Source organism: Deefgea piscis, from assembly GCF_013284055.1.
In the GTDB taxonomy this organism is placed as follows: Bacteria; Pseudomonadota; Gammaproteobacteria; order Burkholderiales; family Chitinibacteraceae; genus Deefgea; species Deefgea piscis.
This window is the reverse complement of the sequence record NZ_CP054143.1, coordinates 397,324-416,328: the sequence shown is the minus strand read 5'-3', so window position 1 is coordinate 416,328 and position 19,005 is coordinate 397,324. Positions and strand designations below refer to the sequence as shown.

Annotated in this window: 21 protein-coding genes; 11 read left to right on the top strand and 10 right to left on the bottom strand. The window is 50.5% G+C overall.

What is annotated here, in order from left to right; genetic code table 11:
- Nucleotides 1-39: 39 nt before the first annotated feature.
- Entirely contained in the window at nt 40-834 is a 795-nt protein-coding gene (gene rsmI, locus HQN60_RS02055) for a 16S rRNA (cytidine(1402)-2'-O)-methyltransferase (protein WP_247646340.1), read from the bottom strand.
- Nucleotides 835-903: 69 nt separating this feature from the next.
- On the opposite strand from rsmI, the gene HQN60_RS02050 reads away from it, so the two are divergent.
- The 4 genes from HQN60_RS02050 (at nt 904) to HQN60_RS02035 (ending at nt 3,592) form a co-directional block, all read left to right on the top strand.
- A complete protein-coding gene (locus HQN60_RS02050; RefSeq protein WP_173532129.1) occupies nt 904-2,013 on the top strand; it encodes a penicillin-binding protein activator in 1,110 nt (369 codons plus the stop codon).
- Complete coding sequence (locus tag HQN60_RS02045; RefSeq protein ID WP_173532128.1) at nt 2,010-2,348, top strand: YraN family protein; 339 nt, start codon at nt 2,010-2,012, stop codon at nt 2,346-2,348. The genes HQN60_RS02050 and HQN60_RS02045 overlap by 4 nt, the downstream gene beginning before the upstream one ends.
- Nucleotides 2,349-2,417: 69 nt before the next feature.
- Entirely contained in the window at nt 2,418-3,008 is a 591-nt protein-coding gene (locus HQN60_RS02040) for a phosphoheptose isomerase (RefSeq protein WP_173532127.1), read from the top strand.
- Nucleotides 3,008-3,592: a BON domain-containing protein gene (locus HQN60_RS02035; protein ID WP_173532126.1), complete on the top strand. Its 585-nt coding sequence runs from the start codon at nt 3,008-3,010 to the stop codon at nt 3,590-3,592. The genes HQN60_RS02040 and HQN60_RS02035 overlap by 1 nt, the downstream gene beginning before the upstream one ends.
- A gap of 59 nt (nt 3,593-3,651) precedes the next feature.
- Here HQN60_RS02035 and HQN60_RS02030 read toward each other — a convergent pair whose 3' ends face one another.
- The gene (locus HQN60_RS02030; protein ID WP_254456663.1) at nt 3,652-4,359 is read right to left on the bottom strand and encodes an arylesterase; all 708 of its coding nucleotides are present in this window, start codon (nt 4,357-4,359) and stop codon (nt 3,652-3,654) included.
- On the opposite strand from HQN60_RS02030, the gene HQN60_RS02025 reads away from it, so the two are divergent.
- The 4 genes from HQN60_RS02025 to HQN60_RS02010 all read left to right on the top strand — a co-directional run bounded on the left by HQN60_RS02025 (nt 4,358) and on the right by HQN60_RS02010 (nt 8,594).
- On the top strand, nt 4,358-5,068 hold the full coding sequence (locus HQN60_RS02025) for an ABC transporter ATP-binding protein (protein ID WP_173532125.1): 711 nt from the start codon (nt 4,358-4,360) through the stop codon (nt 5,066-5,068). The genes HQN60_RS02030 and HQN60_RS02025 overlap by 2 nt on opposite strands.
- 8 nt (nt 5,069-5,076) lie before the next feature.
- Nucleotides 5,077-6,771 (top strand): ABC transporter permease, encoded by a 1,695-nt coding sequence (locus HQN60_RS02020; protein ID WP_173532124.1) that lies wholly within the window; start codon nt 5,077-5,079, stop codon nt 6,769-6,771.
- A 21-nt stretch (nt 6,772-6,792) separates the two neighbouring features.
- Nucleotides 6,793-7,590, top strand: coding sequence for an ABC transporter permease (locus HQN60_RS02015; RefSeq protein ID WP_173532123.1), 798 nt, complete (start codon nt 6,793-6,795; stop codon nt 7,588-7,590).
- Nucleotides 7,591-7,679: 89 nt separating this feature from the next.
- Nucleotides 7,680-8,594 carry a phosphotransferase gene (locus tag HQN60_RS02010; RefSeq protein WP_173532122.1) on the top strand — a complete coding sequence of 305 codons (915 nt, stop codon included), beginning with the start codon at nt 7,680-7,682 and terminating at the stop codon, nt 8,592-8,594.
- 138 nt (nt 8,595-8,732) lie between these two features.
- On the opposite strand, the gene HQN60_RS02005 is transcribed toward HQN60_RS02010, so the two are convergent.
- Complete coding sequence (locus tag HQN60_RS02005) at nt 8,733-9,206, bottom strand: universal stress protein (protein ID WP_173532121.1); 474 nt, start codon at nt 9,204-9,206, stop codon at nt 8,733-8,735.
- A gap of 162 nt (nt 9,207-9,368) precedes the next feature.
- Nucleotides 9,369-11,159, bottom strand: a complete 1,791-nt coding sequence (gene recQ, locus HQN60_RS02000; RefSeq protein WP_173532120.1) for a DNA helicase RecQ — start codon at nt 11,157-11,159, stop codon at nt 9,369-9,371.
- Between the two features lie 155 nt (nt 11,160-11,314).
- Here recQ and HQN60_RS01995 point away from each other — a divergent pair, with 155 nt between their 5' ends.
- The gene (locus HQN60_RS01995; protein WP_173532119.1) at nt 11,315-12,616 is read left to right on the top strand and encodes a GGDEF domain-containing protein; all 1,302 of its coding nucleotides are present in this window, start codon (nt 11,315-11,317) and stop codon (nt 12,614-12,616) included.
- Nucleotides 12,617-12,826: 210 nt separating this feature from the next.
- Here HQN60_RS01995 and prmB read toward each other — a convergent pair whose 3' ends face one another.
- A complete protein-coding gene (gene prmB, locus HQN60_RS01990; protein WP_173532118.1) occupies nt 12,827-13,735 on the bottom strand; it encodes a 50S ribosomal protein L3 N(5)-glutamine methyltransferase in 909 nt (302 codons plus the stop codon).
- Nucleotides 13,736-14,293: 558 nt separating this feature from the next.
- Here prmB and HQN60_RS01985 point away from each other — a divergent pair.
- Nucleotides 14,294-15,655: a DEAD/DEAH box helicase gene (locus tag HQN60_RS01985; RefSeq protein ID WP_173532117.1), complete on the top strand. Its 1,362-nt coding sequence runs from the start codon at nt 14,294-14,296 to the stop codon at nt 15,653-15,655.
- 69 nt (nt 15,656-15,724) lie between these two features.
- Here HQN60_RS01985 and HQN60_RS01980 read toward each other — a convergent pair whose 3' ends face one another.
- Both HQN60_RS01980 and HQN60_RS01975 read right to left on the bottom strand, forming a co-directional pair.
- Nucleotides 15,725-16,486 (bottom strand): MipA/OmpV family protein, encoded by a 762-nt coding sequence (locus HQN60_RS01980; protein ID WP_173532116.1) that lies wholly within the window; start codon nt 16,484-16,486, stop codon nt 15,725-15,727.
- A gap of 79 nt (nt 16,487-16,565) precedes the next feature.
- Nucleotides 16,566-16,877 carry a DUF2322 family protein gene (locus tag HQN60_RS01975; protein ID WP_173532115.1) on the bottom strand — a complete coding sequence of 104 codons (312 nt, stop codon included), beginning with the start codon at nt 16,875-16,877 and terminating at the stop codon, nt 16,566-16,568.
- 95 nt (nt 16,878-16,972) lie between these two features.
- Between HQN60_RS01975 and HQN60_RS01970 the strand changes: the two genes are divergently transcribed.
- Complete coding sequence (locus tag HQN60_RS01970) at nt 16,973-17,293, top strand: hypothetical protein (protein WP_173532114.1); 321 nt, start codon at nt 16,973-16,975, stop codon at nt 17,291-17,293.
- A gap of 73 nt (nt 17,294-17,366) precedes the next feature.
- On the opposite strand, the gene HQN60_RS01965 is transcribed toward HQN60_RS01970, so the two are convergent.
- The 3 genes from HQN60_RS01965 to fdx form a co-directional block, all read right to left on the bottom strand.
- Nucleotides 17,367-18,302, bottom strand: a complete 936-nt coding sequence (locus HQN60_RS01965; RefSeq protein ID WP_173532113.1) for an HD-GYP domain-containing protein — start codon at nt 18,300-18,302, stop codon at nt 17,367-17,369.
- 86 nt (nt 18,303-18,388) lie between these two features.
- Complete coding sequence (gene iscX / locus HQN60_RS01960) at nt 18,389-18,583, bottom strand: Fe-S cluster assembly protein IscX (protein WP_173532112.1); 195 nt, start codon at nt 18,581-18,583, stop codon at nt 18,389-18,391.
- A gap of 68 nt (nt 18,584-18,651) precedes the next feature.
- Entirely contained in the window at nt 18,652-18,990 is a 339-nt protein-coding gene (gene fdx / locus HQN60_RS01955; RefSeq protein WP_173532111.1) for an ISC system 2Fe-2S type ferredoxin, read from the bottom strand.
- Nucleotides 18,991-19,005: the final 15 nt, after the last annotated feature.

The window sequence follows — 19,005 nt, the reverse complement described above, 5'->3', positions numbered from 1 at the left end:
GCCAAGCTTTTTAAGTTTGGCAAGCGTTTTAGTGGTTTTTTATTCTTGTTCGGCTTTTTTTAGTGCTAAAGCGCGTTCGTAGAGCGCATTTCTTGGTGCGCCGGTAATGGCTTGTGCCAGGGCAACTGCTTGTTTTACCGGTAATTCTGCAACCAATGGCACCAAAACTTGGTCATGCGCTGCGGCTTCGTCTTTTTCGGCTGGCGGTGCCGCATTCACGACGACGACAGATTCTCCTTTTTGCTGATTGGGATCGTTTTTTATCCACTCGGCCAGTTCTGCGAGTGGCCCGCGACGAATTGTTTCAAACGTTTTGGTTAATTCACGACATAATACGGCCTCGCGCTCAGCACCGAAGATGCTGCTCATATCGGCGACACATTCAGCGATGCGATGCGGGGCTTCATAAAATACGGTGATATACGGTGAATCTTTCAGCCGTGTTAATTCATCACAGCGTTGTTTGGTTTTGGGTGGTAAAAAGCCATAAAACAAACTGTGCGCACAGCTAAAACCACTGGCCGATAGGGCGGTGGTTAAGGCCGATGCACCAGGAATAGGGATGACTTTAAAGCCTGCTGCATGCACACTGGCGGCCAATACCGCGCCAGGGTCAGATACCGCTGGCGTACCTGCATCAGAAACTTGCGCTACGATTTCACCGGCAGCCAAGCGCGCAATGAGTTTTTCGGCCATGGCCCGCTCATTGTGTTCACGCACCGAAATCATCGGTGTAGTAATGCCATATTGTTTCAGTAGTTGACCCGTGACTCGGGTATCTTCGGCTGCAATCACATCGGCAGCGTTTAAAACCGCGATGGCCCGGGCTGTCATATCACCCCAGTTTCCGATTGGGGTGGCAACCACATATAATGAAGACTTACTGACATGGATATCAGGGTTATGCACGCCAAATTTCTCCTTGCCCATTTAAAGGCGGCTGTGTCGTGGTTTCGCGATACTGCGATCTTAGGGCTCATACTATACGGGGCGCTGGCCTTTACGACCACTACCATCCAAGCACAAGAAACGGATTTTACTGCCGAGCCGGTGCAGTCAACAGGCTTTATTGCGCTGATTTTGCCTAGCAAAGCCAAACCATTTAAGTCGGTCAGCGATACGATTCGTGCCGGCGTGTTGGCGGCTGAGCGGGTGCATGGCGGCGCAGAGATTCCTTTGGTGCGTGCTTATCCAACGGACGAGAAAGAAGAAAACGTCGTTTTGGCTTATTTACAGGCTCAACAAGATGGCGCACAAGCGGTGATTGGTCCTTTAACCAAATCGGCGATTAATTATTTGTCCGATAGCACTTTGCTCACCGTTCCGGTATTGGCGCTTAATAGTTTTGATGAAACGACGTTGCAGCAGCCCAATTTATATAGCTTTAGTTTGTCGGTTGAGGCTGAGGCAGCGCAAGTGGCGCAGTTGATTCAAAAAAATCAATTAATGCGGCCAGTGGTATTGCAAGTGGGAGACGCCTTAAGTCAAAGAATGGCGCAAGGCTTTATCCAAGAATGGAAAAAAGCCACTGGCAATGAGGTGCAGCTGATTACCGTTGCCGATGCTCGCCATGATGGCGCGCAGTTGCGTGAGCAAATTTCGCAGCTGGGTGCGGATGTGATTTTTTTGGCGATGGATGGCAAGTCGGCGCGATATATTCGCCCCTATCTGGGCAACGATATGGCGATCTATGCCACCAGCCAAGTGGATTCGGGTCGCCTAGGACGTACTGCGCTGGTAGACTTGATTGGAATTCGTTACGTCGACATGCCCTGGTTGGGTATGCCGCAGCGTGAAGGCTATGATCTATATAACCGAACCCGTTCCAATGCGTATGATTTAGAACGTTTATTTGCTTTTGGCGTTGATGCTTGGCGTATTGCCAGTGTTTTAGCCAAAGATACGCAGCCAACATTCAATATCGATGGGGTGACAGGCCAGCTCACGATGAGCCCCGATCGCGTGGTGGTGCGCGACATGATGTTGCGTACGATGACGCTAGAAAAACAATGAATTCTCTCGGGCAAGCGGCTGAACAAACCGCGCTTGAGTATTTACAGCAGCAGGGTTTACGGCTGATTGCACGCAATTGGTCGTGTAAACTCGGAGAGATTGATTTAATTATGCAAGACGGGCGAACCTTGGTTTTTATTGAAGTTCGCTCGCGACGTAATTCCCGTTTTGGTGGTGCGGCTGGCAGTATTAATTCAGCCAAGCAAGGCAAATTACTGCGAGCGGCACAATGCTATTTACAGTCGATGGCATCGTTGCCTATCTGTCGTTTTGATGCCATCTGTATTGATAACGAACACTTGCAATGGCTAAAAGATTGTATCCAAGCGGATTAGCCCCATATTGTCCCCAACCACGTGATAACACGTGAGCCCTTGAGTGGCACGTTTAAAAAAGGAAACCTCATGGATTTGATCCAGCGTGTGCAGCAACACTTTGTAGAAAGTATCGAAGCCAAACAATTATCAATGGGCGCTTTGTCGCCAGCGATTGCGATTGCCGCCGAGAAAATCGTGCAATCATTGATTGCCGACGGCAAAATTTTGGCCTGCGGTAATGGTGGATCAGCCGCCGATGCTCAGCATTTCGCTGCCGAAATGGTCGGCCGTTTTGAGCGTGAGCGTCCTGGTTTGCCGGCGATTGCCTTGACGACCGATTCATCGGCGCTGACGGCCATTGCCAATGACTATGATTTTGATTTGGTTTTTTCTAAACAAGTGCATGCGCTTGGCCGTGCTGGTGATATTTTGCTGGCGATTTCGACCTCGGGTAATTCAGCCAATGTGATCTCGGCGATTCATGCCGCGCATGATCGCAATATGGTGGTCTTGGCCTTTACCGGCCGCGATGGTGGGCAGATTGCCGATTTATTGACAGGTGATGATGTGCATTTATGTGTGCCTCACCCACGCACTGCGCGGATTCAAGAAGTCCATATCACGGCGATTCACGCCTTGTGTGATGCCGTTGACTTTATGCTCTTAGGGGGCGATTAATGAAAGGGCGCATCACGGCCGCGATTTTGGTCGCTAGTTTGGGTTTGTCGGCATGCGTGCCTTTGGTCGTCGTGAGTGGGATTGCAGTTGGCGCTTGGATTGGCTCAGACCCGCGTAAAACGGTGATGATTAAAGACGATGCAGATTTATCGGCTAATATCAGTGCCAAAATCATTGATCGCTGGAAAGAGCTCGCGCATGTGAATGTCGACACCTTTAATGGTGCGGTATTGCTCGTTGGGGAGTTGCCAAGTGCCGCGGCGCAGCAAGAAGCCACGACGATCGCTAAAAGCTTTCCTAAAACGCGTAAAGTCTATAACGAAACCGTGGTTGCGCCACCATCGAGCGCGATGGATCGCTTAAATGATAGCCAGCTCACCGCTAGGGTAAAAAGTGCTGTGATGTTGCAAGTGCCGGATGGTGCGAGCGTACATGTGCAAATTGTCACAGAACGCAAAGTGGTTTATTTATTGGGCTTGGCATCACCGCAAATTGCCAACCAAATCGCCAATATTGCCGCTTCGGTTTCAGGGGTGGCGCAGGTGGTGAAATTAATCGAGCCTAGCTTAGGCACAACGCCATAAATTGATTGATGGTTTTGCTTAAATCAACAGCGCTCACATGAGCGCTGTTTTTGTTTGAATTATTTAAATAAAGCCGCTTGTTGCTTGAGTAAATCTTGCAGCACCCCTTGCATAATCAGCTGTTGTGCTGGCGCGGTGGGGTGTAATTGATCGGCTTGAAATAGCGCATTATTGTTAATAATCGGCGCTAATAAAAAAGGCGTGAAACTCAGCTGAAACTCTTTAGCGAGTTTTTGATAACTCGCCGTAAACGCACTGGTATATTGTGGGCCAAAATTCGGTGGAATTTGCATGCCCACCAAATGCACCGCAGTGCCCTTGCTTTGTGCGCTGCGAATGATTTTAGCTAGATTATTTTGCATGGTTTGCGTGGGTAGACCGCGTAAACCATCGTTCGCGCCAAGGGCCAAAATCAGTAATTGCGCAGGGTATTGATTTTGGATCGCAGCAAAGCGCGTTAGCCCACCAGCCGTGGTTTCTCCTGATACACTGGCGTTGATAATCTGAACGCTTTTACCGCGCCGCTGTAATTCGGTTTGCAGCAACCGTGGCCAAGCTTGTTCGGCTTTTAGGCCATATCCGGCAGAAAGACTATCACCAAAGACCAAAATAGTTGGCGTCTTGGCGGCAAATACCCCTGGGCTGGCGATGAAGAAGGCAGCAAGTAGCCAGCGGTATGGCTTGGCCTTGCAAGATTTGGCACTGCACTTTGTGAGCATGGCGCATGCTTGACTGATTAACCATTTCAAACGGATTACTAGATTCATGACGATTCCTTTGCCTGTCGATACATCGGCGATCTTGCAAGTACAGCAATTGACTAAAACCGTTGCCAGTGGCAAATCGACGCTGACTATTTTGCACGATTTAAGCTTGAGTGTCGCTCATGGCGCTAGTTTAGCCATTGTCGGCAGCTCGGGCTCTGGCAAATCGACTTTATTGGGCTTGCTGGCGGGTTTAGATGTGGCCAGTTCAGGGGAAATCTACTTGGCCGGCAACGCTTTAAGTAGCTTGAGTGAAGATGGTCGGGCCTTATTACGCGCTAAAACGGCGGGGTTTGTGTTTCAGTCTTTTCAGCTTTTGCCGGATTTAACCGCCTTAGAAAATGTCATGTTGCCGCTTGAGCTCAGTGATCGGGCGGATGCGCGTTCGGTTGCTGAGCAATGGCTGACTAAAGTCGGTTTAAGCGAGCGTATGCAGCATACGCCGCGGCAACTCTCGGGTGGCGAGCAGCAGCGTGTGGCGCTGGCGCGGGCTTTTGCCCCGGGGCCCGCGATTTTATTTGCCGATGAGCCCACCGGCAGTTTGGATTCGGCCACGGGGCTGGTGATTGCCGATTTATTATTTACGCTCAATCGCGAAGCGGGCACCACGCTGGTGCTGGTGACGCATGATGAAACATTGGCCGCGCGCTGCCAATCTCAGCTGCGTTTAGCCGCTGGCCGAGTGGTCATTGCCGAAGGTTTAGCAGCATGAAGTGGTCGATGAATTGGATTTTATTTCGCCGCAGTTTAGCCGCTGGCGAGTTTCGAACTTTGCTATTGGCGCTCACCATCGCCATCGCCGCTTTAAGTAGTGTGGGATCAATCACTGAGCGGGTGCAGCATTTATTGCTGGGGCAAGCGAACGAGACTTTGGGCGCTGATTTGGTGTTGCGCTCAGACCATGAGATTGCCGCGCCACTGAGTAATGCCGCGCAAGTTCAGGGTTTGCGTGTGGCCAAGACCGCTACCTTTCCTTCTATGGTCGGCGTTCATCAGCAGGACAGCGCGCCGCTTGTCAGCGGTGACCAACATGCCGCCGCATCGTCAATTGCGGCCGAAACCGAGCCGGCAGCGCTGACTTTGGCCTCGGTGAAGGCCGTTAGTGATTTATATCCTTTACGTGGCGATTTGCGTTTACAAGATGGCACGCGTACCACTGCGCCGCAGCTTGGGCAGGCGCTGATTGATCAACGTCTACAGTCCATGCTGGGTATTGAAGTCGGCGCCATATTAGATGTGGGTTTGCTGCAGTTACGGGTGGTCGGTATCTTGGGGCAAGAGCCGGATGCGGCATTTGATTTCTCGAGTTTACAACCACGCTTGATGATGAATGACGCCGATTTAGCGGCCAGTGGTTTATTGGGTTTTGGCAGTCGGGTGAAATACCGCTTAATGCTGGCTGGCGATGCCCCGGCGTTGGCTGAGTGGCGTTTGCAAGCCATGCCCCAATTAGAGCGTGGGCAAAAGCTAGAAAGCGTCAGCGACGCCCGGCCCGAGCTGAAAGACGCCTTAGATCGAGCCAGTCGATTTTTAAAATTAGCCGCGTTATTAGCGGCTTGTTTGGCGGCGGTGGCGATGATTTTGGCTGCCCGCCGCTTTGCATTACGCCATTACGATATGGTGGCTTTGCTGCGCACCTTTGGCGCAACGCGTCGCCAAGTGCAGCAGATTTTATTGGTGCAATTGGCTTTAGTCGCGGCAATGGCCGCGCTGGTGGGCGGCGTATTGGGCTGGTTGTCGCAAAGCGCTTTAGTGGCCTTATTAAAGTCGAGTTTACCCGCGCCTTTGCCCGCAGGCAGTAGTTTGCCGTGGTTATTGGCGAGTGTGTTGGGTTTGGTGTTATTGATCGGTTGTGCTGGGCCGATGTTAATGGCGCTGGCGCAAACGCCGCCGCTGCGCGTATTACGCCGCGAGATTGAGCCCAGTGCCCGTGTTGGTCTGCAATGGCTGGTGACGGCTGGTTTGATGCTGGGCTTACTGTATTGGATTGCCAATGACATTCAGCTGGCGCTCATGGTCGGGGCAGGCGTGGTCGTGGCGCTGGCTTTGGCAGGGGGGTTAGGGCTGCTATTGCTACGTGGTTTACAGCGGATATTGCCAGGCGCAACGGTGAAAATTGCTTTGCGCCAATTGCAGCGCCAACGTGTGTTGGTGGCAGCCCAATTGGGGGCTTTATCGCTGGGCTTGATGGGGATTGCGCTATTAACCGTGGTGCAAAGTGATTTATTAAGCGCTTGGCAGCGGCAAATTCCAGCTAATGCGCCAAACCATTTTGCGATCAATATTCAGCCTGAACAAGCCAGCGCCGTGGCCCAGCAATTTACCGAGCAAGGTTTAGCTGCGCCGACTTTATTGCCGATGATCCGTGGGCGTTGGGTGGCGCTCAATCAGCAAGCGGTAGAGCCTGAGCGTTAAAGCGAAGCGCGTGCGCAGCGTTTGGCCGAGCGTGAATTTAATCTAAGCGTGGCGCCAAGCTCGGTGCGCGAACAAGGCAAAATTGTGGCTGGTCAGCCGTTACAAGCGAATATTCCGGCGTGGTCAGTTGAGGAAGGTTTAGCAAAAACCTTGGGTATTGCCGTCGGCGATACGCTCACCTTTGATATTGGCGGTATACCCATTAGTGCACCTGTTGCTAATTTACGTCAGGTAGCTTGGGAATCGTTCCAAGTGAATTTTTTTGTTATGGGCAGTGCCAGCTTACTGCAAGCGCAGACTGGCAGCTGGATTAGTAGTTTTTATTTGCCGCCCAATCAAACGCAATGGATCGCCAACTGGGTGCGTGCCATGCCTAATATCACCGTGATTGATGTGGGGCAGGTGCTCAATGAAGTGCAAAGAGTCATTACCCTAGCCAGTTCAGTACTGCGATTGGTGTTGATTTTATGCGTGTTGGCGGGCTTAACCGTGTTGATTGCCGCCTTAGACACCACAGAGAGCGAACGGCGGCGTGAAGCGGCGATTATGCGTGCTTTAGGGGCAACGTCAAAGCGGCTCGCCGCCGTGTGGTGGGTGGAAAGTCTATTGCTCGGCGCCGTGGCCGGCTTGATTGCGGGCGTGTGCGCCAGTGTGCTGGGTTGGAGTTTGGCCACGCAACTACTGAATATCCCGATGGCGCTTAATCTGTTATTGCCGTTATATACCTTACTACTGGGCATGCTTTTGGCAGCATTAACCGTGTGGCGACGCTTGCGCCTTTTTGCGCAAACCACACCGATGATGTTACTTAAAGATTAAACCGCTGCATTGTTTGCGCCAACGCAAAACCGTGTAAGTTTGAGTGGTGCATGCTGTGATGAAATAGGGTATTGAAATGAGGTGGGGTAATGCTGATTTTGGATCAAGGACCCGTGGTTCGGCTGTGCCAAACTTATCTGGGTGGCACACCGCATCAGGTTGAAAAAGTCACCGGCTTTTATGCCGATGTGTATATGGTCACCGTAGGGTCAGTACGGTCCGTATTGAAGTATTACCGTTTGCCGGGGCAGGCGCAGCTAGAAGCCGCCGGCTTGGATTTTTTGCGGCAGTATAGCCATGGGATCAAGATTCCAGAGGTGATTGCGCTGCATACCCCGGGTGATATCGGTGAAGCACTGATTATGACCTATGTTTCTGGGATTCCAGCCAGTCATGCGCTTGAATCGCCCGTGATGATTGATCGCTTTGCCGATGAATGCACTGATTTATTACTGAGCTGGCATTCAGTTACTCGGCCGACTGGTTTTAGCGGTCTAGATGGTTATCAGTACGCTGATTTTGCCAGCAGCTATCAAGCCTTTTTGCAGCAGCGGATTCATTGGCTGAAAAGCAACTGGGCCGCGCAGCGTTTGGGCGTGCATTTGCGCGAAAGGCTGATTGCGCTGGCGGAGCAATTTGACGCCTTACCGCCGGCCGCGATCGGTTTACCCACGTTGATTCACGATGATTGCCATGCGGCTAATTTTTTAGTGGATCCGGAAACCCACCGTTTATGCGGCGTAATCGATCCGTGTCATGCGCGATTTGCGCATAAAGAATTGGATTTATTTCACTTGTCGGATGTGCGGCCGGATTTTAAATTATTGCCAACCTATCTCGCCAAATCACCACAAGATGCGGGCTTACGCACCCGATTGGCGTATTTCAGTTTATTTGACGACATCAAACATGCCGCAGCAACGCATTGGGATGATGAAGAATGGCTATGGCGCAAAGTGGATAAACTCGACGTTTTGATGACACAAATTCCGCATTTAGTTTGAGCGAGTGGATTGAAATAAAAAAGGCCGGTTCACGATGAACCGGCCTTTTTTATGCTTATTTCAAATCGAAAAATCGTTTTTAATTACTTAGAAAGCAAACGTCAACAGCCCCTAATAATTCATTGCAATTATTGCGATTTATTCGTCATCGTCCTCATTTAAACGCACCAATAAAACCGGAATCGTCGTGCGGTGTAATAAGCTTTCGGCCATGCTGCCAAAGATTAAATGCATAAATCCCGAGTAGCCATGCGTACCCATCACAATCAAATCGGCATGCACCAGCGCCGCCGCTTTAAGTAGCGCATCAGCAGCATTGCCGCCGCGTTGCTCAATCAGGCGATTGCTACACGCAATGCCTTGGTTTTGCGCTTGCAGGCTTAGGCGATCGAGCATGGCTTGAATTTCGCCTTCAACGCGATCGCGTTGCTCGTCATAGCTAGGCAAATCAAGGCCGGGCATCACGCTGCTGGCAATGGTGGCGCGCGAAATATCGCTCACATGCAGCAAAATTAGTTCGCTTTTTGCCAGTTGGGCCAAGGCTAAAGCATGATCAAATGCCGCGGCAGCGGTGTCGCTATTGTCAATGGGAACCACAATTTTTTGATACATATCGCGCTCCAAAAAATGCTAAATGGGCCAGCAAAAAGGGCTGGCATGGTCGTTTTATTTTGCCAGAAAACGGGTGCAGCAAACCAACTGCGTCAGCGCTGCTTGATGCGATTCATTGTACAGAGAATGCCCGCTCACAGCGATAAAACCCGCAGGGCTGGCTTATGGATAAGGAGCGTTTAAGACCGCCAAAAATTCATCGCCATATTTGTCGAGTTTACGATCGCCAACACCCGAAATGCGCGATAGCTCGTAATGATCGCGTGGATGTAATCGAATCATTTCTTTGAGCGTAGCGTCACCAAACACCACATATGCTGGCACGTCTTGATCGTCGGCGAGTTGTTTTCTGAGTCGGCGCAATGCTTGCCAGAGCGCCAATTCTTGCGGATTGGCAAAGTCGCTGTCTTTGTCGGTGTAATTAAATTTCTCGGTGCGGGCGCGTAAATACAGCGCGGTTTCGCCTTTTAAATACGGCCGAGCAAGATCAGTCAGTTGCAAGCCGCCGTGACCTTCGGGCGCCAGTTGTAATGCGCCGCGCACGATGAGTTGGCGAAACACAGCGCGCCAGCTCGATTCGTCTACGTCTTTGCCAATGCCAAAGGTGCTGAGTTTATCGTGCAAAAATTCTTTAACCTTGGGCGTGGTTTTACCGCGTAATACATCGACCAAATGGGCCACACCAAAGCGATTGCCAGTGCGATACACGCAAGACAGGGCTTTTTGCGCCGCCGCGCTCATTTCGACTAATTTAGGTGGATTTAAACAATTATCGCAATTACCGCATGGGGTAATGGTTTCGCCAAAATAGGCGAGCAAGGTTTGCCGTCGGCAATCGGTGGATTCAACCAGGCCGAGCATGGCGTCGAGTTTACGGCGCTCGATGTGTTTTTGTTCATCGCTGCTACCGCCTTGCTCTATCATTTGCGCTAGCAAAATAACGTCGTTTAAGCCATACGCCAGCCAAGTATTGGCGGGTAAGCCATCGCGGCCGGCACGGCCGGTTTCTTGGTAGTAGTTTTCTATGCTTTTAGGCATATCCAAATGCGCGACAAAGCGCACATCGGGCTTATTAATCCCCATCCCAAAAGCGATGGTAGCCACCATAACCACGCCTTCTTCACGTAGAAAGATCTGTTGATTTTTGGCGCGCACACTGGCGTCGAGCCCGGCGTGATACGGCAGCGCGCGGATTTCTTTTTCTCGAAGCCAAGCGGCAGTGTCTTCGACTTTTTTGCGCGATAGACAATACACAATGCCAGAATCTCGCTCGTGTTCCCGACGCAAAAAAGTCAGCAATTGATCGCGGGCGGTTTTTTTCTCGACAATGGCATAGCGCAAATTGGGGCGATCAAAGCTGGAAATATATTGCGCCGCGCCTTCAAGGCGTAAGCGCATGACCATCTCGGTTCGCGTGGCATGATCGGCCGTAGCCGTCAGTGCAATGCGTGGCACTTGCGGAAAGTCATCGGCCAACACCGATAAGGCCAGATACTCGGGGCGGAAATCATGGCCCCACTGCGAAACGCAATGCGCTTCATCAATCGCAAATAGGGCGATATGCGCTTGGCGCAGCAAAGATTGAAAGCGGATCGTCGTGAGTCGCTCCGGCGCAACATACAGCAGCTTGAGCTCGCCCGCGACAAAAGCGCGCTCAACTTCACGTGCCGCATTGGCATCCAGTGTTGAGTTTAAAAAAGCCGCCGCCACGCCCAATTCTTTGAGCGCATCGACTTGGTCTTGCATCAGCGCAATCAGCGGCGAGACCACCACCGCGCAACCGTCTCGTACTAAGGCGGGGATTTGATAGCACAGCGATTTACCGCCCCCCGTGGGCATGAGGACGAGCGCATCACCACCGGCGCAAATATGGTCGACGACTTCACCCTGTTGGCCACGAAAAGCGTGATAACCAAAGGTGTGTTCAAGAATGTGCAGCGGAGTATTAGGCATATGGGCGTGAATTGTACTCTTTTCTCTCGTAATAGATGGTTTTTACCCCCTGAGTGCTGGGCTGCTTTGGCTGAGTTGCGTAACATTTACATTATTAGGAAATGCTCATAAAGCAAATCGCTTATAAAAAGTCCAAAAGACTTCGAGGAGGTAATATGCCGCAACGGCTAGTTCGTCTTTTACGCCGCATTATGGTGGCTTTAATGTTGCTGAGCGTGGTGTTGCTTATGTGGCAACATTGGGGGATGACGCGCGTTATTCGCTTTGATGCCGAGAACGATGCGGGGATTTTTTTCCCGATTGATGACCGTCCGCTTGGCGGTAAAACGGTGTCTAGCGTGACACGGCAGGGCGACGCAATGCTGCTCTCTTGTGCGCTTGATGCTCAAGCCTATGCTTGGCCGTTTTGTGAGGCCAGCGTGCGGATTGCGATTGCGCCAGATGGCATAGATTTATCTGGGCTGGATGAAATGCATCTTGATTTAGGGCTGAGCTCGCCCAAAGGGCGAAAAATCAGGATTTATTTACGTAATTACGAGCCTGAATTTTCTACTTTAAGCGAGCCATTGTCGCTCAAGGTGAATGAGGTTGAAGTCGATGTACCGGAAAATGGGCAATTAACCATTCCATTGCGCTATTTCCGTGTGGCGTCATGGTGGTTGGTGGATCAAAAAATCCCTTTTGTGCATAGCGATATGAAATTAAATAATGTCTCGCATCTGGAGATTATTACCCCCAATGCCGTGGTGACAGGGGAGTATAAAATTGCGATCAAGGCGATTGAGTTTCGCGGTAAATGGCTGAATTTAACCCAGCTATTGGCCGGTATTGTGATCGTTTGGCTGGTGTTTGGCATGGCATGGTTGTTTTTGGAGTTGGTTATTTATCGTCAGCAAATTCATGCCAAACGTTTGCAAATGACTGAATTAAAAAACATTAATCGTGCATTAGAAATCCAAGCTGAAACCTTGAGTTATCAAGTTCGTTTTGATTCGCTGACAGGCGCACTCAATCGCGAAGGCTTGCGCGATTTTCTATTGCAGCAATGGCAGGGCGACAGCCCAAATGAAGCGGGAATGAGCTTGTTATTTGCCGATTTAGATTTCTTTAAACGCATCAATGATGATTTTGGCCATGCGATGGGTGACGCCGTATTGCAGCAATTTACGCAAGTGCTGCGTCAAGAAATTCGGCAAAGCGACGCATTGGTGCGCTGGGGTGGCGAAGAATTTTTAATCGTTTGCCCACGTACACCACTCGATGCGGCTGCACGGTTGGCGGATAAATTAAGGCAAAGTATTGCGCAAGTGGCGTGGCCCAATGGCATTCAACTGACGTGCTCTTGCGGTGTCGCAACGCGCAATGAGGGCGAAGCATTTAGTGCTTTGATTGAGCGTGCGGATGCGGCTTTATATCGAGCAAAAGCAGCAGGGCGTAATCGTGTTGAAGTCGGGTGAGATTGATTGATGGGTGTGTCGATCTAGGTTTTATAAAAAATTTCCTAGATCGATCTACCCAGTTTGATTACTTGTTGATCAGATTGGGTATTGATGGTTTTAAGTGCCTGCGGCAAAGCATCAACACCAAATCCGTACATTGCCTTTAATTAATGGGTATATCGACCTAAGTTTTATAAATAATGACCTAGATTGATATACCCTTATTGATTACAAGCCTGCTTCAACTAACATTTCCCGCGTGAGCAAGAAGACAAAGCCGTCACCGGATTCGGTGCTTAACCATACAAATGGCAGCGTTGGGAATTGCGCTTCGAGCTCGTCGCGGTTATGACCGATTTCAACAACTAATACACCGCGTGGATTTAAGTGCTTGGTCGCTTGAGCTAAGATTTCGCGAGTGATATCGAGGCCATCTTCACCGCTACCTAAGGCCATTTCTGGCTCGTGCAGATATTCTGGTGGCAATTCGGCCACGCTATGCGCGTCGACATACGGTGGATTGGAGATAATCAAGTCGTAGCGTTCATCTGGGATCGCTTCGAATAAATTTGAGTCGAGCAAATCAACCCGATCACCCAAGCCGTATTCAAGGACGTTGATTTCAGCGACATCGAGCGCATCAGGCGAGAGATCAATCGCATCAATGGCCGCATCAGGGAAGGCGTGCGCCATTAAGATCGCCAAGCAAGCCGAGCCGGTGCACAAATCAAGCGCGCGGTGAACTAATTCTGGGTGCTCGACATAGGGCTCTAAGCCATCGTTAAATAAAATCTCGGCGATAAATGAGCGCGGCACAATCACGCGTTCATCAACATAAAATTTAAACTCGCCCAAATACGCTTCTTTGGTTAAATACGCTGCGGGCTTACGCGTAACCACGCGTTCTTGAATCACATCGAGCACTTGCGCGATTTCTTCTGGCAATAAATGCGCGTCAAACACCGGCTCGAGACGGTCAACCGGTAATTTGAGCGTGGCTAAAATCAAATAAGCTGCTTCGTCCCACGCTTCAGTGGTGCCGTGACCATAAAATAACTCAGCGGTATTAAAACGGCTGACGGCAAAGCGGTGCAGATCACGCACGGTGCGTAAATGTTCACGGGCGATATCGTACATACGTTGGGCTCCAAAGTGGGGTAGTGACAGTGTGCTAGGGTCTGTTGGCATTTGGTTTTCCGCCGCGCTGGAGCGATTTTCGCGGCGAATCAAGGCGTAGTAAGCGATGCATAGTCATTCTATGTGAGCTTGCTACAACGCAGAGTCACCGCGAAAAGCGCCCAGCCCGCAGGGTTTGGCGGATTTTGGCCTGATGTTGCGTTACAAAGCGCTGGCGTAGAATGACTACGCTGCGCGCTTCGTGCCTTGCCTCAGGCCAAAATCCGCATAAACGCGGCTGGCAAACCAAGCGTCAACAGACCCTAGTTTACTGTGATTGGCTTAGCTTGCCGTCATTTCAACAGAATAATTTGATCTAGCCCGTATTCGCGCAATGATTGCGCGTGCGCGATTGGTGTGCCTTGGCTGGCCGACGATGAATGGAAATCAGCGTTAAATGCTTGGTTTTATGCTGGATTTTATTGCTGATCGGCGCCATTGGCTGCAGACGAAGGTAGGCATATGGGCTCGCTTGGTGTAAAGTGCTGCCTTTAGTTTTGTCGCGTGTATTGGAGTGTAATGAGTATCACATTTGCATCATTAGGCTTGGCGCCTGAAGTATTAAAGGCGGTCGTTGCACAAGGCTATGAAACTCCCACTGCGATTCAAGCTGAAGCGATCCCGGTTATTTTGGCCGGTAAAGACGTGTTAGGTGCCGCGCAAACCGGTACCGGTAAAACGGCCGCGTTTACTTTGCCCATTTTGACGCGAATTATCCGTCACGCCAATCACAGTGCTTCTCCGGCACGGCACCCGATCCGCGCTTTGATTCTCACGCCAACGCGTGAGTTGGCCGATCAGGTCTACGCCAATGTGGCCACTTACAGCAAGGGCACGGGTTTGCGTAGCCATGTGGTGTATGGCGGTGTGGATGTGAAGGCGCAACAACCGGCGCTGCGTGAAGGGATCGAAGTCTTGGTCGCCACGCCCGGTCGTTTGCTCGATCATATCCAGCAAAAATCAATTAATTTATCGCAAGTTGAAATTTTGGTCCTAGACGAAGCCGATCGCATGCTCGATATGGGTTTCATTTTGGATATTCAAAATATTTTCAATTTGTGTACCAATCGCAAGCAAACGCTGTTGTTCTCGGCGACTTTTGCGCCAGAAATTATCAAGCTGTCTAAGCAATTTATGCATGAGCCAGTGAAAATTGAAATTTCACGCCAAAACTCAGCCAATGAATCGGTCAAACAAGAATTGCATCCGGTTGAAACTGGCCGCAAACGTGCTTTGTTGGCGCATTTGATTCGTGTGCATCAAATGACGCAAGTGATTGTGTTTTGCCGTACCAAAATCGGTGCCGATCAAGTGGCACGTGATTTGAAACGCGCTGGCTTTAATTGCGAAGCGATTCATGGCGATCGCGATCAACGCGCGCGCACTGAAGCGCTGACTAAATTTAAAGCCGGTGAAACACAAGTGCTCGTTGCCACCGACGTGGCCGCGCGCGGTTTGGATATTTCTGATTTGCCGTATGTGGTGAATTACGAATTGCCGACCAACGCCGAAGATTACGTGCATCGTATTGGCCGTACCGGTCGTGCTGGTGCCACTGGTGTGGCGATTTCACTGGTTGCGCCCGAAGAAGGCAAGGCTTACGAAGGCATCAAAAAGCTACTCAATCGCGAAATGCCGTTGATTCCAGTGCATGGCTTCTCGCCAGGTACGATTCAAGTGATCGACGAGCGTCCAGCGCGGGCAGAGCGCCGTCATCATGTTGATCCAACCACCGATAAGGGCGTAAAAGAATATCAACGCATGCCATCGCGCGCGCAGCGTGATGCCAGCGAAGTGCCCGCTTTCCCGAGTAATTTGCCTAAATTACCCAAGCGTGCACCACAAGTTGCAGCGTTGTTCTTGCCGAAAAAACACGGTTAATTACCGATTAAATGCGAAAGGGCCGAAAGGCCCTTTTTTTTGCTCGCAATCGGCTGATTTAACACTGGCTTACCAGATATAACCCAGCCCCACTCCGGCATAAAACTCACCGCGATGTTGCACAATCGGGCTGTTTTGGATGTTTTTATCGTACAGCTCGTAATTGACTGCGGCCATGCCGATCCAGCTTTTATTAAATCGGTAGCTGCTAATGATGGCCAGCATCGGAGAGACGGTACTGCCAGTATCCCAGCTTGGGCGGCTACTACTCGCTTCTTGCACCGAAACGCCACCAAAATAATAATTGGCCATCTTGCTACTGCGCACCATGACACCCATACCGGGCATGATGAGTAGATTGTCACGAACAATTGGGAAATCTGTCCAAAATAGCGCTTCTTGCCCCTTACTATTGCCAGTGATATCGCTCGATACGCGCATACTCAGTAGCGCAAAGGGCAGGGCGTAATTGAGGCCTACACCGGCTTCAAGCTGGCCTTTACGTTTGAGCATGCCAGCGAATGCAGCATTGTCTTTTGGGTCTAGATTGCCAAAACGAACCCGACCATAGGCGTACAGCCCAAGCTTATTTTCTTTATAAAAATAATAGCGGGCTCGATCACCCAGATACATGAGCTGTTCACCAAAATAAATCAGCCCTGGTATCGCATACCCTGCTGCATCTTGTGCTTGATAGCGTGCTTGTCCACCGAGCACTACGCCGCCGACAATCAGTCCGCTGGGAATCGGGCTCTGTGGATTGTCACTGGCTAAAAAATCCAAAGAACCAAAGTCAATTTCAGCTTGAGCAGGTATTGCGCTCAAAGCCATTACTGATAATGCTAAGCGGGCAATACATCGGTTTAATGTAGCACAGGGCATAAGATACTCAGGGCGATAGTGATTCGGTTTAAGCGGCAATAAGGCGAACAGCTAAAGGCTGGCCACCTTCGGCAATGGGGAATAGACGATCGATGTTGGGGTGTTTCCCGGGAAAAGCCTGTGCATCGGCGGTATGTTCGGCATAGAGGCGTAGGCCTTTTTGCGCGGCAATATCGCTGATGGCGCCAAATTCTTGATACAAGGCATGGTACAACCGCACGCTACCGGCTTGGCCGGGGCGATTTTCAATGCGGGCGATCACGGTTTCACCATCGAGTAACTCAATGGCCGATAAGTGATCAATGCTTGGCATTAAGGCCAGTTGTTCAGCAAAAGTCATTTTTTTTATCCTAGTCGTCAACCGAATTGAAGATTGCGACGTTATATCACACAGAACATGCTGCATAGTGCAGTTTGCTGGTTTGGAGAAATAAAATGCATACCTCAATGAAAGCTTTGTTATTAGCTGCGACTGTTTTTGCCACTTCGATGGCTTTCGCTGCCACGCCAACTTGCCCACAAATGCCAAAAGGCGATATCACTAAGGCTGAGCATCAAAAAATGTCGGATGCCCGCTTTGAGCAAATGGATGCCAATAAAGATGGTATCGTGACCGTGGCTGAACGCCGTACCGCACGTGAAGCGATGCGCGCCAATTGTTCAAGTAACAAAGGTCACCGCGGAATGGCGCATGGCTCGATGCCAGCTCATGCGTCGATGCCAGCACACGCTTCGATGCCAATGCATCACCATTAAGCGCATCATTCACGCGCAAAAAACGCCAAGTTCAGCTTGGCGTTTTTTTATGGGCTTTGTAAAAAACGGCGGGTTAACTTTGCGCGTCAGGCCCCCAAATTTGGCTGAGCGGCATGGCGCCAGCGATAATGCGGCTATCAATGACTTTTAGAATTCTAAATTCAGCCAGTTGACCATTACGGCGGATGGCTTGCGGATAGAGCTGATCATCACGATCAAACAGCGCCAGTATTTGCGGTGCGGCGGCACCAATCGCTTGCTCAATCACTACGCCACATTCGCCATTGTTGAGCAACACCACTGAGCCCGGTGGATAGCTACCGATCGTTTGGCTAAATAAATTCACCAATTTTTGGTCCAGACTACCGCCAGCACTATTGAGCGAGGTTTGTAAGGCTACGTCGGCCGATTGACTGGTGCGATAGGTGCTATTCGAAAGTAGCGCGCAATAGCGATCGGCCAGACCAATCAAACGGGCAGCGAATAACACCGCATCACCTGCGAGCTGCTGCGGATAGCCCGAGCCATCAGGCGCTTCATGGTGCTGTAAGACGCAATCGAGCCACATCGAGTCGGCCACGCCTAAGTTGCGTAGCGCTTCGCGACCTTGCGCTGGGTGCAGTTTGATTTGGCTGAGCTGTTCAGGCGTTAGGGCGCTGCTTTGCTGGGATAATTCATTTTGCAGTGCATACATGCCGATATTCATCGTCAGCGCTGCGGCGATAAAATGCCAGCGTTCAGTCTCGCTATGCCCCAAGTTTTTAAGCGCTAAATTGACAACAATGGCAACATTGATCGGATGGCGCACGGTATAAGGGCCATTCAGATCAAGCTGTATCATGGCTAACGCCACATTGCTATTTTGTTCGCAAGCGGCCAATAGATGCGTGATCACTGCGTTGATTTGCGCAATAAAACTCGCTTGATTGGGCGTTTGCGCTAAACATGGCGCAAGCAGCTGACGTGCAGTCAAGATATGCTGCGCGGTAGAAAGTAAGGCAGAGGTCATACACCATCATCAATTAGGACAATGGTGTTAGTTTAGCTGATTCTATTCTTGCAAGATAGTTTAAGCTTGATGAAAGTGTTGGTGGTTTACTCTGCTTCGTCGATCCACGTCATTTGAATCGCCTCAAGGATTTTTTCGCCACAATGCTGCGGATCATCGTTAAAGCCATCCAGTGCCAGCACCCAGTCGCGTAAATCAGTGAAACGAATGGTGCTTGGATCGGTATCAGGGAATTTTTCGCTCAATTGAATTGCGATTTCGCGGCTATCGGTCCATTTCATAATTTGCTCCTTGGGTATGGCTGGCTAGGCTTTTATTTTAGATGGCTAGATGGTGATACCCTGGCCGATTAGTGATGCTCACGCGCATGGTTGATGGTGTATTTAGGCAATTCAACCACCAATTCAGTCTCTGCTACTTCGGCTTGGCACGACAAGCGTGAGCAAGATTCTAAGCCCCAGGCTTTATCCAGTTGGTCTTCTTCGAGCTCATCGGCTTCGTTCAGGCTATTAAAACCTTCGCGAATTAACACGTGGCAAGTGGTACAGGCGCAGGATTTTTCGCAAGCGTGTTCGATTTCGATATCGTTCGCCAGTAGTGCATCACAAATCGTGGTGCCGGGCTCGACTTCGAGTACCGCCCCTTCCGGGCAAAGCGTCGGGTGGGGTAAAACAACGATTTGAGTCATGGTCAATCCTTCATT

Bases quoted from the DNA above. Each gene is read 5' to 3' on its own strand.
- rsmI (WP_247646340.1), bottom strand. From the start codon at position 834: ATGACAGCCCGGGCCATCGCGGTTTTAAACGCTGCCGATGTGATTGCA.
- HQN60_RS02050 (WP_173532129.1), top strand. From the start codon at position 904: ATGCACGCCAAATTTCTCCTTGCCCATTTAAAGGCGGCTGTGTCGTGG.
- HQN60_RS02045 (WP_173532128.1), top strand. From the start codon at position 2,010: ATGAATTCTCTCGGGCAAGCGGCTGAACAAACCGCGCTTGAGTATTTA.
- HQN60_RS02040 (WP_173532127.1), top strand. From the start codon at position 2,418: ATGGATTTGATCCAGCGTGTGCAGCAACACTTTGTAGAAAGTATCGAA.
- HQN60_RS02035 (WP_173532126.1), top strand. From the start codon at position 3,008: ATGAAAGGGCGCATCACGGCCGCGATTTTGGTCGCTAGTTTGGGTTTG.
- HQN60_RS02025 (WP_173532125.1), top strand. From the start codon at position 4,358: ATGACGATTCCTTTGCCTGTCGATACATCGGCGATCTTGCAAGTACAG.
- HQN60_RS02030 (WP_254456663.1), bottom strand. From the start codon at position 4,359: ATGAATCTAGTAATCCGTTTGAAATGGTTAATCAGTCAAGCATGCGCC.
- HQN60_RS02020 (WP_173532124.1), top strand. From the start codon at position 5,077: ATGAATTGGATTTTATTTCGCCGCAGTTTAGCCGCTGGCGAGTTTCGA.
- HQN60_RS02010 (WP_173532122.1), top strand. From the start codon at position 7,680: ATGCTGATTTTGGATCAAGGACCCGTGGTTCGGCTGTGCCAAACTTAT.
- HQN60_RS02005 (WP_173532121.1), bottom strand. From the start codon at position 9,206: ATGTATCAAAAAATTGTGGTTCCCATTGACAATAGCGACACCGCTGCC.
- recQ (WP_173532120.1), bottom strand. From the start codon at position 11,159: ATGCCTAATACTCCGCTGCACATTCTTGAACACACCTTTGGTTATCAC.
- HQN60_RS01995 (WP_173532119.1), top strand. From the start codon at position 11,315: ATGCCGCAACGGCTAGTTCGTCTTTTACGCCGCATTATGGTGGCTTTA.
- prmB (WP_173532118.1), bottom strand. From the start codon at position 13,735: ATGTACGATATCGCCCGTGAACATTTACGCACCGTGCGTGATCTGCAC.
- HQN60_RS01985 (WP_173532117.1), top strand. From the start codon at position 14,294: ATGAGTATCACATTTGCATCATTAGGCTTGGCGCCTGAAGTATTAAAG.
- HQN60_RS01980 (WP_173532116.1), bottom strand. From the start codon at position 16,486: ATGGCTTTGAGCGCAATACCTGCTCAAGCTGAAATTGACTTTGGTTCT.
- HQN60_RS01975 (WP_173532115.1), bottom strand. From the start codon at position 16,877: ATGACTTTTGCTGAACAACTGGCCTTAATGCCAAGCATTGATCACTTA.
- HQN60_RS01970 (WP_173532114.1), top strand. From the start codon at position 16,973: ATGCATACCTCAATGAAAGCTTTGTTATTAGCTGCGACTGTTTTTGCC.
- HQN60_RS01965 (WP_173532113.1), bottom strand. From the start codon at position 18,302: ATGACCTCTGCCTTACTTTCTACCGCGCAGCATATCTTGACTGCACGT.
- iscX (WP_173532112.1), bottom strand. From the start codon at position 18,583: ATGAAATGGACCGATAGCCGCGAAATCGCAATTCAATTGAGCGAAAAA.
- fdx (WP_173532111.1), bottom strand. From the start codon at position 18,990: ATGACTCAAATCGTTGTTTTACCCCACCCGACGCTTTGCCCGGAAGGG.